We start from the raw sequence: 15,853 nt of genomic DNA, 5'->3' as shown, positions 1-15,853 counted from the left end.
CAGGCACCGCCCGCCGATGGAAAGGCGGCTAACCGATTTCCCTCAAACCGTGTGCCTAACGGCGTGAAACCGCCAGCATATGCGGCGATATGGGAGCGGGCACTGCCCGCCTTAGGCTTTGCCGGAGGAGCCCAGGACGTACTTCATCTTGTGGGCCACCACTTCCTGAATGGCATCCCGGGCGGGAGCCAGGTATTGGCGGGGATCGAAATGATCGGGATGCTCCACCAGATATTTGCGGATGCTGGCGGTCATGGCCAGGCGCAGGTCGGTGTCGATGTTGATCTTGCAGACCGCCATGGAAGCGGCCTTGCGGAGCAGATCCTCGGGGCAGCCCTTGGCGCCGCCCATCTTGCCGCCGTACTGGTTGATGATCTCCACATACTCGGGCATGACGGAGGAAGCGCCGTGAAGCACGATGGGGAAGTTGGGAAGACGGCGGGAAACCTCCTCCAGGATGTCGAACCGCATCCGGGGCTCGCCCTTGAACTTATAGGCGCCGTGGCTGGTGCCGATGGCGATGGCCAGGCTGTCCACACCGGTGGCGTTGACGAATTCCTCCACCTCGTTGGGATCGGTATAGAGGGCGTCATCCTCGGACACCTTTACGTCGTCCTCCACGCCGGCCAGCTTGCCCAGCTCGCCCTCCACGGTAACGCCGTGGTCATGGGCATACTCTACCACCTGCTTGGTAAGGGCGATGTTCTCCTCAAAGGGCAGATGGCTGCCGTCGATCATGACGGAAGTAAAGCCACCGTCGATACAGGACTTGCACAATTCAAAGGAATTGCCGTGGTCCAGATGCAGGCACACGTCCACGCCGGTCTCCAGCATGGCGGCCTCCACCAGCTTAATGAGATAGTTGTGGTTGGCGTACTTCCGGGCACCCGCGGACACCTGGAGGATGAAGGGGGAGTTCTCCTGCTGGGCAGCGGCGGTGATGCCCTGGACGATCTCCATGTTGTTGACGTTAAAAGCGCCTACGGCGTAACCGCCGTCATAGGCTTTTTGCAGCATTTCCTTGGACGTAACAAAGGCCATAATGGAATCCCTCATTTCTTTGGTTTCATTTTATGAATATTATAAGCCAATCCCCCCGGGATTTACAAGAGGGAGAGGGGAAAGGGCCTATAGAGGGAGAATTTTATAGAAATTGGCCGGGAGGCATGTAACAAATGGGAAAACAAGGTATAATAGGAAAAAATGATCTGCACAAAGGAGGAATCCATGGAGCAGCCGAAGTTTTCCGTTGTGGTTCCAGCGTACAACGAGGAGGAGGTTTTGCCCCATACCCACAAGCGGCTCACCGCCGTGATGGAGGGACTGGGCTCCTATGAAATCATCTATGTCAACGACGGCAGCAGGGACAATACCCTGTCCATCCTAAAGGAGCTGGCTGAGAAGGATCCCCATGTGGTGGCGGTGGACTTCTCCCGGAATTTTGGGCAGCAGGCGGCGGTGACCGCCGGTATGCACGCCGCCCGAGGCAGGGCGGTGATCCTCATCGACGCCGATCTGCAGGATCCGCCTGAGACCATCCCCAAGATGGTGGAGCGGTGGCGGGCCGGGGCCGATGTGGTATATGGCAAGCGGAAGCTGCGCAAGGGGGAAACCTTTTTTAAGAAGATCACCAGCAAGCTCTATTACCGGGTGTTCCGGTTTTTATCGGGCAGCAACGCTCCTTTGGATACCGGGGACTTCCGGCTTATGGACCGCAAGGTGGTGGATGAGATCAACGCCATGACGGAGCACAACCGCTACGTCCGGGGAATGATCTCCTGGGTGGGGTTCCGCCAGGAGCCGGTGGAGTTCATCCGGGAGGAGCGGGAGTACGGGGAGACCAAGTACGGGGTTCGGCAGATGGTGCGGTTGGCCATCGACGGCATCGTGGGCTTTTCGCTAAAGCCCTTGACCATCACCATCCCCATGGGCCTGGTGGTGGCAGTGGCATCCCTCATCGCGCTGATCGTGGAACTGGTCCTGGCCCTGTGCGGACGGATGATTCCCCTGGTGTATCCCCTTTTAACGGGGCTGTTCCTCTTTGTGGGGCTGTTGTTCGTTATCATCGGCATCCTGGGGGGGTATATCGGCCGCATCTATGACGAGGCAAAGGAGCGCCCCAACTATATCATCAACGAAATCATTACGCAGGAGGAGAGAGCATGACTGATCCCAGAATCAAGCAGTTGGCCCATAACCTGATCCACTTTTCCCTGAAGCTTCAAAAGGGGGAGAAGGTATGGATTAGCGCCAGCAACACCGGCACTCCAGTGCTGGAGGCCCTCGTTGAGGAGACCTACGGCGTGGGGGCCTATCCTTTCATCCAGATGGAGGACCAGCGGATTAGCGCCGCGCTTATGGCGGGGATGACCCCGGAGCTGGCCGGCCTTATGGCGGACTTCGACGTACCCAAGATGGAGGCCATGGACGCCTACATTGCCATCCGGGGGTTTGACAACGCTTTTGAGTCGGCGGGGATTCCCGAGGAGCGGCTCAACGCTTATAACGCCATCTATGGGAAGCGGGTCCATATGGATGTGCGGATCGACCATACCAACTGGGTGGTGTTGCGGTGGCCCACCCCCGCCATGGCCCAGCAGGCCGGCATGAGCACCGCCAAATTCGAGAACTTTTATTTTGACGTCTGCAACCTGGACTACGGCGTTATGAGCCGGGCCATGGATCCCCTATGCGATCTGTTGAACCGCACCGACCGGGTGCGGCTGGTGGGCCCTGGTACCGACCTCACCTTCTCCATCCGTGGGATCGGCTCGGTAAAGTGCGACGGGGAGCGAAACATCCCGGACGGGGAAGTCTACACCGCGCCGGTGCGGGACAGCGTCAACGGCACCATCACCTTTAATACTCCCAGCTTTGTGGGGGGATTCCGGTACGAGAATATCTGGCTCACCTTCAAGGACGGCAAGATCGTGGACTGCGGCAGCAACGATACCGACCGCATGAACGCCTATCTCGATACCGACGAGGGCGCTCGGTACGTAGGGGAATTCGCCATCGGGGTGAACCCCAACATCAACCAGTCTATGGGGGACACCCTCTTTGATGAGAAGATCGCGGGGAGCATCCACTTTACCCCCGGCAACTGTTACGAAGACGCCGATAATGGCAACCACAGTGCCATCCACTGGGATTTGGTGCTGATTCAAACGCCGGAATACGGCGGGGGAGAGATCTACTTCGACGACGTGCTGGTCCGCAAGGACGGCCGGTTTGTGCTGCCGGAACTGGCGGCCCTGAACCCCGAGAATCTGGTGTGACGCCATGCGGGATCCTAGAATCGACGCGCTGGCCAAAGTCCTGGTGGAGCATTCCATGGACGTGAAGACCGGGGACAACATTCTTCTCAACCTACGGGACTACGACCGGGATATGGCTTGTGCTTTGATCGAAGCGGTGTATCATCGGGGCGGGAGGCCCTTTGTGAATCTCTCTACCGCGCGGCTTACCAGCTTGATCCACCAGGGCATGAACGAAACAATGATAAAGGCCATGGCGGAATTTGACGCCCGCCGCATGGAACGGATGCAGGGGTACGTCTCCTTTGCCGGCGGAAACAACGCTCTGGACATGATGGACGTGCCTCAGGAGAAAACCAACCTATACCGGACCCATCACTGGAAGGTGATGGACGAGATCATGCGGCGGAACGGCACCCGCTGGGTGGTGGTGGAATATCCCACCCCGGGGGCGGCTCAGAACGCCGGCATGTCCACGGGGGAGTTTGAGGACTTCTTCTTTTCGGCCTGCTGTGTGGATTACCAGGCTATGAGCCGAGGGATGGATGCCTTGGCGGACCTGATGGAGCGGACCCGCCGGGTGGAGATCAAGGGGCCGGGTACCGATCTATCCTTTGAGATCGGGGAGATTCCGGTGGTGAAATGCGACGGCATCTATAACGTGCCGGATGGAGAGGTGTTTACCGCGCCGGTACGGGAAAGCGTCAACGGCACCGTTGCGTTCAATGCCGACAGCGTGGAGAACGGATTTCGGTTTTCAAACATCCGACTGACCTTCCAGGAGGGGAAGTGCGTCGCTGCTACCTGTAACGACGATGAACGGCTCAATCGGATGTTGGATCTGGACCCCGGCGCCCGGTACATCGGGGAGTTCAGCCTGGGGGTAAACCCGGCTATTTCCCGGCCCATGCTCAGCACCCTATTTGATGAAAAGATCGCCGGCAGCTTTCATCTTGCCATGGGCGCCTGCTATGACGAGGCCCCCAACGGCAATGAGAGCGCCATCCACTGGGATTTGGTTTGTATACAGACCCCGGAATATGGCGGGGGAGAGATCTACTTTGACGGCAAGCTGATCCGACGGGAAGGAATCTTTGTGGAGGAGAGCCTCTGCGCGCTGAATCCCCAAACCCTGGCGAGGGGATGAGAGGGCCTCAAAAAAGCGGGAGAAAACCGAATAATGAAACAAGTTTTAGCGGGAAACTATTGCCATAATTTTAAAAAGGCGATAAGATAGAACCTGGAATGTAAGTGAAAGGTTGCACAAACTTTCTCATTACACAATATGACAATAAAATGCTAGGAGGAACTAACAATGGCAATCAAAGTTGGTATCAATGGTTTTGGCCGGATCGGCCGCTTGGTGTTCCGCGCTGCTTGCGCCAAACCCGAGCTGGACGTAGTGGGCATCAACGATCCTTTCATCGATGCCGAGTACATGGCCTACATGCTCAAGTATGACACCGTGCATGGCCGCTTCGACGGCGAGGTTTCCGCCAAGGACGGCAAGCTCATCGTCAACGGCAAGGAGATCGCCGTGTATGCCTGCATGAACCCCGCCGAGATCAAGTGGTCCGAGTGCGGCGCTGAGTACATCGTGGAGTCCACCGGCGCTTTCACCACCACCGACAAGGCCAAGGCGCACTTCGAGGGCGGCGCCAAGAAGGTTATCATCTCCGCCCCCAGTGCCGACGCTCCCATGTTCGTTATGGGCGTGAACAACAACACCTATACCGCCGACATGGACATCGTCAGCAACGCCAGCTGCACCACCAACTGCCTGGCTCCCCTGGCTAAGGTTATCCATGACAACTTCGGTCTGGAAGAGGGCCTCATGACCACCATCCATGCTGTTACCGCTACCCAGAAGACCGTTGACGGCCCCAGCAAGAAGGATTGGCGCGGCGGCCGTGGCGCCTGCTTCAACATCATCCCCAGCTCCACCGGCGCTGCCAAGGCCGTGGGCAAGGTTATCCCCGAGCTGAACGGCAAGCTGACCGGTATGTCCATGCGGGTTCCCACCGCTGACGTATCCGTGGTTGACCTCACCTGCCGGCTCTCCAAGCCCGCTACCTATGAGCAGATCTGCGACGCTGTGAAGGCCGCCGTTGCCGGCGAGATGAAGGGCATCATGGACTACACCGACGAGGCTGTGGTTAGCAGCGACTTCATCACCGATCCCCACACCAGCATCTTCGATGCCGGCGCTGGTATCGCCCTCAACGACCGCTTTGTGAAGCTGGTTGCCTGGTATGACAACGAGTGGGGTTATTCCAACAAGCTGTGCGATCTGATGATCCACATGTCCACCGTGAAATAAGAAAATCAAAGAAAAAGAGGCCTCCTAGGAGGTCTCTTTTTTTATCTGCTGGAAAGCGCGAAGGCTGGCATTGGATTGCTGTGAGGGAAAACAATGGCACGTCTTGGTGGGAAGCACAGGATGGAGAGAGCCTGCGCAGCTTTTCCAGAAAGGCCAGCCTTAGTTTTGCCGTTTGATTTGCTCTCCCAAAATCAGGGGATAGCGGATCAGATCGCCTGCGTCCAGATCCCCATGGCGCAGGTCAACCGCGGTAATCTGGTGATTATCGTAGGTGGTGTAATAATAGATTCCCTGATCGGCGTTACAGCAGCAGGTATAGATGGTGATCTCATAGCTGCCATGGTCAACCTCACAGCAGCCTCTTTGCTGGTCGACCGAGCCCAGAATGTGGAAAAACTGGCTGACGCTTTCCGCTTCGGAATCCCCGGATACCGCGTTCATCCTGGTAAAGGCTACCCGTACGAACCGGGACTGTGAGGATAGATCCCCGGGAAGCCCCAGAGCGCCCATGCCGCGGCTGTATGCTTGCAGCGGCAGTTTGGGGGAAAATCGGTTTTGCGGGGGCTTGGGGGAGAGATTCATGTAGTTGTTTAACTGGAACATCTGCTGGTCAAAGGGCGGATTGTTTGTTAAAACCCCCACGGGGTTGTCGTAGATCCGGATTCCCTCTTTGACCGATTCCACGGTGATGCATCCGTGACGGTCTGCGATCAGCCAGTGGAGCTGAGCCGGGGGCAGCTTTTCGCTAAAGGGGGTATTGACGAGATTGAGCTTTTCCAACAGCGTCCGCGCCTGTTTTACCGTGGCGCACTGGCCCAGGATCCATGGGAGCAGCTCAAACTGCGCCACGTTGTCCTTGCCTGCCATAGGCTCTTTGTAATCCGCATTGCCCACGAAGTTGAGCCCGGCCATTCCCAGCCCTTTTTCATTTACCGCATCATAGTAGAGGGGATATCCCTCGATCACATGTGCCATGCCAATCATAGCATAGTGATCGTCCAGCTTTCCCATGCTCCGGAAGGGAAGGGGATACTTGCGGGGCGTTATGGTGACTTCCTCTCCATAGGAGAATGCGTAGTCCAGCGTTCTTCCGAAGTAAAAATCCTTTGTTTGATAGGTTGCCGCCGTACACATAAAAAAACACCTCCGTTGATCCAGTTTGTGCCTTTTCCGCTGGATGTTATACGCGCGATCCGCGTTTCACTGAACGCAAAGGAAAGCCGCAGCTCTTTGCTGCGGCTTTCAACAAGAAAGGATTTGCTATTGTTGCTCACTTTGCCTTAAGGGTGATAAAGACCAATTCCCCCCGGCAGAAGGCGCGGAAGGGGATGGTGCTGCTGCCCAGTCCCCGACTGAGATACATGGTGGTGTCCCCCTCCGTGTATACCCCGGACTGATATTTAGCGAAAAAGCCCTGGTCGGGGCAATAGACGGCGCCGATGAGGGGGATTCGGAACTGCCCTCCATGGGTATGGCCGCTGAGGACCAGATCCACGCCGCTTTTGGCATAGGTGGAGAAAAACTGGGGCTCGTGGGCAAGAAGAATGCGAAAACGCTGGTTGCCCTCCAGCCGCAGCCGGGACAGGGTGAAGGAGAGCTGCTCCTCCTGGGGGTGTTCCTTTTCATAGGCCTGGAGGTCGTCGGAAATGCCCCAGAGGGAAAGCTTGCCCTCCCCATAGGAAACGGTGGCGGCCTCGTCCATGAGAACCGTCACGCCGGCCTCCTCCAGCTGGGCGATGAGCTGGGCGCCAAGGGAGGACTGCCTTTCATGGTTGCCGGTGACATAGTACACCGGGGCGATCTCCGTACAGGCCTTGGCCAGATTTACAGCGGGGGCAAGGTCGGTGTCGTTCCGGCTGATAAGATCGCCGGTGATGGCGATGAGATCGGGCGCTCCTTCCCGGATAGCGTCCAGAAGCGCTTCGTTGTTCTCCCCGAACTCCTTGTTGTGAAGATCGGTGAGCAATAGGATCTTCATGCCGTCCAGCTCATCCGGTACAGAACGGGTTTGGTAGGTGTAATCGGTAACGGAAAATCCGCTGTTTTCCCAGATCAAATATCCAATCAAAAGGGCCAGCAGAGCCAACAGCACGATGCCCAGCCCGCCCCTTCTTCCGCTGCCTTTTTTCATGGGTAACTCCTTTTCCCCGGAAAGCGCTGCTTTGGGAATTTGGTTCTGGCGGATATTATACCACAACCACAGGGGCCTTGACAGCGCCTTTTACCGCAAGGGAAAGATGGCGGAAAATCCCCATGAAATCCCGGTTGTGTTTGGCGGGAAGATTCGATAAAATGAGAGCGGTTTCGGCTGGAATCGACCGAGCTTTCTAGGAATAGGAGGGATCGCTATGGAGCAGACCGTCATCCTCATTACCGAGCTGGTGGGCACCGTGGCCTTTGCTTTTTCTGGGGCCATGGTGGGAATCGAAAAGCGGATGGATGTATTTGGCGTATGGCTTCTGGCCATCACCACCGCCGTGGGAGGCGGTATGCTGCGAGACCTGCTTTTAGGCAACGTCCCTCCCGTTATGTTCCGCAATCCCCTCTATGTGGCGGTGGCAACGGCTACCGCTCTCCTGGTGTTTTTGGTGGCCTATCTTGGACGGGTTCCCTTTCGAAACCGGGCGATGATACGTGCTTTGTACTGGAAGGCCATCAACGCCTTTGATGCCATCGGTCTTGGGATGTTCACCGTCATCGGGGTCAACACCGCCATCCAGGGAGGCCATGGGGACAACGGCTTTCTTCTGGTGTTCGTGGGGGTCGTCACCGGGGTGGGGGGCGGTATCCTCAGGGATGTGCTGGCAGGGGTCACCCCGGTGGTGTTGTATAAGCGGGTCTATGCCAGCGCTTCCATCCTGGGCGCCCTGGCTTATGTGCTGCTTTGGCGGAGGATGCAGGGCTTTGTGGCCATGATCACCGCTGCCGCCGTGATCATCCTGATTCGCTTTCTGGCTGCCCGGTACCGTTGGAACCTGCCGGTGGCGGACTGGGGCGGCCAAAAGGAAAAGGACTGAGTTTTTGCCCGCTGACGATTGACGCGGGGCAAAACAATCAGTATAATTATATCGATAAAAAAATATCGATTGGAGGATGGGGATGAACAGAGCCGTGCCGGGAGGGCAGAGCGTGCCCAAGCCCACCTTGCAGCGTCTGCCGGGATATCTCAATTATCTGCGGGGTAAGCGCAGGGAGGGGGCGGAATATATTTCGGCCTCGGCCGTTGCCATGGATATGGGGCTGAATGCCGTCCAGGTGCGGAAGGATCTTGCGGCTGTGAGCGCCAGCGGCCGCCCTAAAACCGGGTTCCCCCTGGGGATGCTGATCTCCGACTTAGAGGAGTATTTGGGCTATAACAACGCCAAGGACGCGGTTTTGGTGGGGGTGGGCCAGCTGGGCCGGACCCTGTTATCCTATGAAGGATTCTCCAACTATGGGCTGAACATCATCGCCGCCTTTGACGCCCACCCAGCCCCTTTGGAGGACGGGCGGGAGGTGTATCCCATGGAGCAGTTGGCCTCCCTTTGCAGGCGGCTGAAAGCCCGGCTGGGGATCATCACCGTGCCGGCGCCGGCGGCCCAGACGGTCTGCGATCAGCTGGTGGCCTGCGGTGTTTTGGCGGTATGGAACTTTGCGCCGGTCCATTTGACGGCGCCCGACGATGTGATCGTGCAAAATGAGGACATCGCGGCCTCTCTGGCGGTGTTATCCACCCGCCTGGAGGAACGGCTTTCGATGTCCTGAACGTGGATTGAGCAAAATACAGCGCTAGGAGGTTTTTCTATGAACGTGTACGTTTGTGTGGGGAGTTCCTGCCATCTTAAGGGGTCCTATGACATCATCATGCTGATGAAGGACGCCCTCCGGGACCGGGGCTTGGAGGAAAAGGTCAACCTGTCCGCCGCTTTCTGCTTAGGGAAATGCACTGACGGAGTGTCCATCAAGGTGGAGGACGAGATCATCAGCGGGGTCAACAAGGAGAACTTTGAGCAGATCTTCGACCGGTACATCGCCAGCCAGGTGTAACGGCGATGTTGGAGATTGGATTGAAGGGATACCGGGAGGATCGGGTGACGGAGGCCAACACCGCTGCCGTTCTGGGCAGTGGTACCCTGATGGTTTACGCCACGCCGGCCATGGCGGCCCTGATGGAAGGAGCCTGTATGGACAGTGTGGCGGGGGAACTGGAGCCCGGTTTTGGCACGGTAGGCACCGCCCTTTCCATTCAGCATTGTTCCGCCACCCCTCTGGGGGAGCGGGTTTGGTGTGAAAGCCGCCTGACCGAGGTCGCGGGGCGGCGGCTTACGTTTTCCGTGACGGCCTATGACGGGGCCGGCGTCATTGGAGAGGGAACCCATGAGCGGGTCGTCATCCAGAATCAGCGGTTCCTGGAAAAGGCAAACAAAAAAAGAGGTTGAGCCCATGAACGATGTATTGCAGCTGAAAAAAGCCAATTGTAAAAACTGCCATAAGTGCATCCGCCACTGTCCGGTAAAGTCCATCCGGTTTGGAGACGGCCAGGCCCAGATTGTGCCGGACGAGTGCATCCTCTGCGGCATGTGCTTTGTGACCTGTCCGCAGAACGCCAAGGAGATCCGCGATGATATCCATCTGGTGGAGGAGGCCATGAATGCCGGGAAACCGGTTTATGCCAGCGTAGCGCCCTCCTTTATTGCGGATTTCGACGTTTCGGGCATCGCAGAGATGGAAAAGGCCCTGATAAAGCTGGGGTTTGCCGGCGCAGAGGAGACCGCCATCGGCGCGGATTTGGTCAAGCGGGAATATCAAAAGCTGGTGGACAGCGGAAAGCACCGGGCCATCATCTCCTCCTGCTGCCATTCCATCAACCTATTGATTCAGAAATACTATCCCACCATGCTGCCTTACTTGGCCGACGTGCTTTCCCCCATGCAGGCCCACTGCAAGCTCATGAAAGAGCAGCATCCCGGCGCTGTGACGGTGTTTATTGGACCCTGCATCAGCAAAAAGGACGAGGCCGCAGGCTCGGCGCATACCGATATCGTTCTCACCTTTGACGAGCTGCGGGAGTGGATGGCCCGAAAGGATATCTCCTTTGAGCGGACGCCCCGGGAGACCCAGGAAGGGAAACGGGCCCGGTTCTTCCCCACTACCGGCGGGATCCTGAAATCCATGGACCACGCCCAAAACTTCAACTATATCGCCATCGATGGAGTGGAGAATTGCGTGGCCGCCTTCCGGGAGCTGGAGGAGGGCCGCCTGCAAAATGTCTTTATCGAAATGTCGGCCTGTGAGGGCAGCTGTATCAACGGTCCCTGTATCCGGGAGCATGGCCAGCACCGGGTATCCGGTGCCATGAAGGTGGTGGAATACGGTGGAAAAGCCGATTTTGCCTGTGATTTGGAAGATCTCCACAAGGAACACGCGTATCTGGGAATCCATCAGAGGATGCCCGGCAACGACGCCATCCGGGAGGTTTTGGCCCAAATGGGCAAGACCCTGCCGGAGCATGAGCTCAACTGCGGCACCTGTGGGTATAACACCTGCCGGGAAAAGGCCATTGCCGTATGCCAGGGGAAGGCGGACCTTACCATGTGCCTGCCCTATTTGAAGGAGAAGGCGGAGTCCTTCTCGGATAAGATCATTGGCAATAGCCCCAATGGCATCTTTGTGCTTAACGAGGATCTGGTGGTGGAGCAGATCAATGCCGCTGCCTGCGAGATGTTCAACCTCAAGAGCCCCAATGATATTCTGCATGAGCCGGTGATCCGGCTGCTCTCTCCCACCGACTATCTCAATGTGGTGCTCACCGGCAAAAACGTGTATAACAAGCGGCATTACATCGCCGAGTACAAGAAGTTTGTGGAGGAGACCATCGTCTATGACAAGCGGTACCATATCGTGGTGAGCTTCATGCGGGATGTGACAGAGCAGGAGCAGGTTCAGGAGGAAAACCGGGAGCTGCGGCAACAGACGGTGGAGATCACCGACAAGGTCATCGACAAGCAGATGCGGGTGGTGCAGGAGATCGCCTCCCTGTTGGGGGAGACCGCCGCCGAGACCAAGATCGCCCTAAGCAACTTGAAAGAGACCCTGCAGAAGTGAGGTGCGCTCCATGAACAATCTTTGGACGGATACCGGCTATGCCAGCATCAATAAATTTGGGGAGCAGCTCTGCGGCGACCGGGTGGAAATGGCCACTACAAACGGGGTGACCACCCTGGTGCTGGCCGATGGGCTGGGCAGCGGGGTAAAGGCGAACATCCTGTCCACCCTGACCAGCAAGATCCTGTGTACCATGATCGACAGCGGCATGTCGGTGGACGATTGCGTGGAGACCATGGCCAGCACCCTGCCCATCTGCAGTGTGCGCAAGGTGGCGTACTCCACCTTTACCATCATCCGCATCAGCGACAACACCGAGGTGGAGCTGATCCAGTTTGATAACCCCATGGTCATCTGCCTCAGGAACGGGAAGAACTACGAGTATCCCCGCACCAGCCGGGAGATATCCGGAAAGACCATCTATGAAAGCCGTTTTCCCCTTATGGAGGAGGATGTGCTCATCGCCATGAGCGATGGCGCCATCTACGCGGGGGTAGGCCAGGAGATCAACTTTGGCTGGCAGCGGGATAGTATCATCCAGTATGCCGAGGGCAATTACTCCGACAACCTCTCCGCCAAGGTGATCGCTTCCCTCATCGTGGACGCCTGCAATCAGCTGTATGCGGAACATCCGGGGGACGATACCACTGTGGCGGCGGTAAAGATCCGCCAGCGCCAGCAAGTGAACCTGGTCATTGGGCCGCCGGCTGACCCTGCCGACGATAACAAGATGATGAACCTCTTCTTTGCCAAGGAGGGAGAGAAAATCGTCTGCGGCGGCACCACCAGCAAGATCGTGTCCCGGTATCTGAATAAACCGGTGGATCCAAAGCTGGATTATCTGGATCCGGAGATCCCTCCCATCAGCGCTATCGAGGGGGTGGATCTGGTGACGGAAGGGGTCATTACCATCAGCAAGGTTCTGGAATATGCCAAGGCTTATCTGAGCGGAGAGGATTTGACGCCGGCCTGGAGCACCAAGCGGGATGGAGCCAGCCTTATCTGCCGGGAGCTGTTCCAGAAAGCCACCGACATCAATTTCTTTGTGGGGCGGGCCATGAATCCGGCCCACCAGAACCCGGATCTGCCCATCACCTTTGCCATCAAGATCAACCTCATTGAAGAGCTGGCCCGGTGCCTGGAGCAGATGGGAAAGCAGATCAAAGTCAGCTATTTCTAGCGGCCAGGCTGAGCCTGGGGACATGCCGAGGAAAAGCTACGGAAGTTATACGATTATGCTGGCCAGCGGCAAGGCGTTTGTCATGGAAACAGGGCGCACCGAAGGCGCGCAATACGGAAGCGGGCACTGCTCGCCGGGGAGAGGGGAAAGCGTTGTGAGAATCTTTGATACCGAAGTACAGCACCTCAAATACCAGGTGTTAAAGGAAGTGGCCCGGCACGCTTATGCCGGGGATCTGGTGGAGGCCGTTCAGGATATTCCCAAGACCATTGTCCCTGGGCCTAAGCCCACCATGCGCTGCTGCGTATATAAGGAGCGTGCCATTCTGGCCGAGCGGGTGAAGCTGGCCACAGGCGGCAATCGGGAGAACCCCAATGTCATAGAGGTCATCGACATCGCCTGTGACGAATGCCCTGTCAGCAGCTATGCCGTCACCGATAGCTGCCGGGGCTGTATTGCCCACCGCTGCGCATCGGTGTGCCCGGTGGGGGCCATCTCCTTTGACCCACGGCAGAAAAAGGCCCATATCGATCCCCAGAAATGCGTGGAATGCGGCCGGTGCGCTGGGGTTTGTCCTTACAGTGCCATCATGAACAGCAAGCGTCCCTGCGAAAAGGCGTGCAAAATCGGCGCCATTGCCATGGACCCCGAAAACGATGTGGCGGTCATCAACAACGAAAAGTGCATCAGCTGCGGCGCCTGCGCGTACCAGTGCCCCTTTGGAGCCATCATGGATAAATCCTTTATCCTGGACGCCATCGATCTCATCAAAAAGAGCGATAACAACCGGAACTATAAGGTGTACGCCATCGTGGCGCCCTCCATCTCCAGCCAGTTTACTTACGCAAAGCTGGGCCAGGTGATTACCGCCATCAAGCGGCTGGGGTTCTTTAACGTGGTGGAGGTGGCCTTGGGGGCCGATATGGTGGCCTACGCTGAGGCTCAAGAGTTGGTGGATAAAGGGTTTTTGACCAGCTCCTGCTGTCCCGCCTTTGTGGATTATATCAAAAAGGAATTTCCGCAGCTAAAGGAGCATATTTCGCACAACCTATCCCCCATGGGAACCATCGCCCAGTACATCAAAAGCACCGATCCTACCGCTAAGCTGGTGTTCATCGGCCCCTGCATGGCCAAAAAGATGGAAGCGCAGAGGGAGGAAGTCCGGCCTTACGTGGATTGCGTGCTGACTTTTGAGGAGCTTCAGGCCCTTATCGACAGCCAGGATATGGAGCTCAGCGAGCTGCCCGAGGACGTACTGGACAACGCTTCCTACTATGGGCGTATTTTTGCCCGGAGCGGCGGACTTAGCGATGCCGTCCGAGAGGCCATAGCGGAGCGGGGCATCGAGGATTTTTCCTACCAGCCGGTGGCCTGTGATGGGATTGAGGAATGTCGTCTGGCTCTTTTGAAAGCCAACAAAAAGGTGTTGAACGGCAATTTTATCGAGGGGATGGCCTGCGTAGGCGGATGTATCGGCGGCGCTGGATGCCTGACCCATGGAGCCAAGGACAAGTCTCAGGTGGACCAGTACGGCAGGGAAGCCCTGGAAAAGACCATTCAGGACGCCATCCAGATTCTATAAAATCGGGGGTTGACAGGGTAAAAACGCTGTGCTACGATAACACACAACAACAGAAAAGAAACCGAGGAGAAAGAGTAGTAGCCTTTCAACCGGTTCCAGCTTAGAGAGCCGCAGGCGGTGGGATTGCGGTATGGAGCCCGAAGGTGAATGGACTTTTGAGGGCGGCCCGAAGATCATAGTAGGCGCCGACGGGGATCCGGGCCGTTATCATCGGAGCGCATATGATGGTATGCGGCAGAGTGGGTCTTTGGACCAATTTGGGTGGCACCGCGAAGGTATTTCGTCCCAAGCATCGCAAGATGCTTGGGACTTTTTTTATTAAGGAAAGGGAGGTGGTCGCGTTGAGCGCGGATTGGTGGCGCCTCGGGCGCAAAAGGATGTTATGGAACAACAAGACCACAAAAATAAAATTGATTTCTTGGGAGGATTTATGATGAAAAAGGTATTTGCGATTCTTTGCACCGTACTCACCATCGCTTTGATGCTCACCGGCTGCGGCGGGCAAAAGGCAGAAAACCATTACACCATCGGCATTGGGCAGTTTGGCCCCCACGGCTCCCTGGATAACTGCCGGGAGGGCTTTCTGCTGGGCCTAGCTGAGGAAGGCATCGTGGAGGGAGAAAATCTCACCGTAAAGTATCAAAACGCCAACTTTGACGGCAGCACCACCAACACCATTGCCCAGGCCTTTGTTAGCGATAAGGTGGATCTGATCTGCGCCATCGCCACGCCCATGGCCCAGGCCGCCTATAACGCCGCTGAAGGAAGCGACATTCCGGTGGTCTTTACCGCTATCACCGATGTAGAGTTGGCCGGGCTCACCGAGGGGAACATCACCGGCACCAGCGATATGCTGCCGGTGGAGGATCAGCTGAAGCTCATCCGGGCCATGATGCCCGATGCCAAGCGAATCGGCATTCTGTATACTACCAGTGAGAGCAACTCCATTTCCACCATCGCTACCTATAAGGAATTGGCTCCTAACTATGGCTTTGAGATCGTGGATACGGGAGTGGCCACCCAGGCGGATGTGCCTCTTGCCGTGGATAACCTGGTCACCAAGGTGGACTGCATCAGCAATCTCACCGACAACACCGTGGTGGGCGCTCTGCCCGTGATCCTGGATGCTGCTGGGGAAAAGAACATTCCCGTGTTTGGCAGCGAGATCGAGCAGGTAAAGCTGGGATGTGTGGCCGCAGAGGGTCTCGATTATATCGACCTGGGCAAACAGACCGGCCGCATGGCAGCTAAAGTTTTGAAGGGTGAGGCCAAGGCCAGCGAGATTCCCTATGAGGTGCTGAAGGAGAGTCAGCTTACCATCAACAGCGACGTGATGGCGGAGCTGAACCTGACGCTTCCCGAGGATATGATGTCCCGGGCTACCGACGTAGCACAGTAAATATCAGTTGCCGCTGGGGCGCCGCTGGAAT

At 57.0% G+C, this 15,853-nt stretch carries 15 protein-coding genes and 1 other annotated feature; of the genes, 12 read left to right on the top strand and 3 right to left on the bottom strand.

The window, feature by feature from the left end; all coding sequences use genetic code 11:
* Nucleotides 1–111: 111 nt before the first annotated feature.
* Nucleotides 112–1,041 (bottom strand): class II fructose-1,6-bisphosphate aldolase, encoded by a 930-nt coding sequence (gene fba / locus KP626_RS04415; RefSeq protein ID WP_395978722.1) that lies wholly within the window; start codon nucleotides 1,039–1,041, stop codon nucleotides 112–114.
* Nucleotides 1,042–1,227: 186 nt separating this feature from the next.
* On the opposite strand from fba, the gene KP626_RS04410 reads away from it, so the two are divergent.
* The 4 genes from KP626_RS04410 to gap all read left to right on the top strand — a co-directional run bounded on the left by KP626_RS04410 (nucleotide 1,228) and on the right by gap (nucleotide 5,577).
* On the top strand, nucleotides 1,228–2,166 hold the full coding sequence (locus KP626_RS04410; RefSeq protein WP_395978720.1) for a glycosyltransferase family 2 protein: 939 nt from the start codon (nucleotides 1,228–1,230) through the stop codon (nucleotides 2,164–2,166).
* Nucleotides 2,163–3,278 carry an aminopeptidase gene (locus KP626_RS04405; RefSeq protein ID WP_395978718.1) on the top strand — a complete coding sequence of 372 codons (1,116 nt, stop codon included), beginning with the start codon at nucleotides 2,163–2,165 and terminating at the stop codon, nucleotides 3,276–3,278. Before KP626_RS04410 ends, KP626_RS04405 begins: the two co-directional genes overlap by 4 nt.
* 4 nt (nucleotides 3,279–3,282) lie before the next feature.
* Nucleotides 3,283–4,404 carry an aminopeptidase gene (locus KP626_RS04400; protein WP_395978716.1) on the top strand — a complete coding sequence of 374 codons (1,122 nt, stop codon included), beginning with the start codon at nucleotides 3,283–3,285 and terminating at the stop codon, nucleotides 4,402–4,404.
* A gap of 168 nt (nucleotides 4,405–4,572) precedes the next feature.
* On the top strand, nucleotides 4,573–5,577 hold the full coding sequence (gene gap / locus KP626_RS04395) for a type I glyceraldehyde-3-phosphate dehydrogenase (protein WP_395978714.1): 1,005 nt from the start codon (nucleotides 4,573–4,575) through the stop codon (nucleotides 5,575–5,577).
* Nucleotides 5,578–5,736: 159 nt separating this feature from the next.
* Here the strand turns inward: gap and bsh are convergent, their stop codons facing one another.
* The gene (gene bsh / locus KP626_RS04390) at nucleotides 5,737–6,711 is read right to left on the bottom strand and encodes a choloylglycine hydrolase (RefSeq protein WP_395978711.1); all 975 of its coding nucleotides are present in this window, start codon (nucleotides 6,709–6,711) and stop codon (nucleotides 5,737–5,739) included.
* Nucleotides 6,712–6,847: 136 nt separating this feature from the next.
* On the bottom strand, nucleotides 6,848–7,708 hold the full coding sequence (locus KP626_RS04385) for a metallophosphoesterase (RefSeq protein ID WP_395978709.1): 861 nt from the start codon (nucleotides 7,706–7,708) through the stop codon (nucleotides 6,848–6,850).
* Nucleotides 7,709–7,925: 217 nt separating this feature from the next.
* Between KP626_RS04385 and KP626_RS04380 the strand changes: the two genes are divergently transcribed.
* From KP626_RS04380 to KP626_RS04345, 8 genes are all read left to right on the top strand, one after another.
* Nucleotides 7,926–8,594: a trimeric intracellular cation channel family protein gene (locus KP626_RS04380; protein WP_395978707.1), complete on the top strand. Its 669-nt coding sequence runs from the start codon at nucleotides 7,926–7,928 to the stop codon at nucleotides 8,592–8,594.
* Between the two features lie 82 nt (nucleotides 8,595–8,676).
* Nucleotides 8,677–9,321 (top strand): redox-sensing transcriptional repressor Rex, encoded by a 645-nt coding sequence (locus tag KP626_RS04375; protein ID WP_395978705.1) that lies wholly within the window; start codon nucleotides 8,677–8,679, stop codon nucleotides 9,319–9,321.
* 39 nt (nucleotides 9,322–9,360) lie between these two features.
* Nucleotides 9,361–9,603, top strand: a complete 243-nt coding sequence (locus KP626_RS04370; protein WP_395978703.1) for a (2Fe-2S) ferredoxin domain-containing protein — start codon at nucleotides 9,361–9,363, stop codon at nucleotides 9,601–9,603.
* A 5-nt stretch (nucleotides 9,604–9,608) separates the two neighbouring features.
* Nucleotides 9,609–9,995, top strand: a complete 387-nt coding sequence (locus KP626_RS04365) for a thioesterase family protein (RefSeq protein ID WP_395978701.1) — start codon at nucleotides 9,609–9,611, stop codon at nucleotides 9,993–9,995.
* A 4-nt stretch (nucleotides 9,996–9,999) separates the two neighbouring features.
* Nucleotides 10,000–11,661, top strand: coding sequence for a [Fe-Fe] hydrogenase large subunit C-terminal domain-containing protein (locus KP626_RS04360; RefSeq protein ID WP_395978699.1), 1,662 nt, complete (start codon nucleotides 10,000–10,002; stop codon nucleotides 11,659–11,661).
* A gap of 10 nt (nucleotides 11,662–11,671) precedes the next feature.
* Nucleotides 11,672–12,841 (top strand): SpoIIE family protein phosphatase, encoded by a 1,170-nt coding sequence (locus KP626_RS04355; protein WP_395978697.1) that lies wholly within the window; start codon nucleotides 11,672–11,674, stop codon nucleotides 12,839–12,841.
* A gap of 154 nt (nucleotides 12,842–12,995) precedes the next feature.
* Nucleotides 12,996–14,423 (top strand): 4Fe-4S dicluster domain-containing protein, encoded by a 1,428-nt coding sequence (locus KP626_RS04350; protein WP_395978695.1) that lies wholly within the window; start codon nucleotides 12,996–12,998, stop codon nucleotides 14,421–14,423.
* Nucleotides 14,424–14,478: 55 nt separating this feature from the next.
* Nucleotides 14,479–14,714, top strand: a binding site (T-box leader).
* A gap of 142 nt (nucleotides 14,715–14,856) precedes the next feature.
* Nucleotides 14,857–15,822 (top strand): ABC transporter substrate-binding protein, encoded by a 966-nt coding sequence (locus tag KP626_RS04345; RefSeq protein ID WP_395978693.1) that lies wholly within the window; start codon nucleotides 14,857–14,859, stop codon nucleotides 15,820–15,822.
* The last annotated feature ends 31 nt before the right edge of the window (nucleotides 15,823–15,853 follow it).

This window comes from Christensenella sp. MSJ-20 (assembly GCF_044357945.1).
Classification (GTDB): Bacteria; Bacillota; Clostridia; order Christensenellales; family QAND01; genus QAND01.
This window is presented reverse-complemented; position numbering and strand designations above follow the sequence as displayed.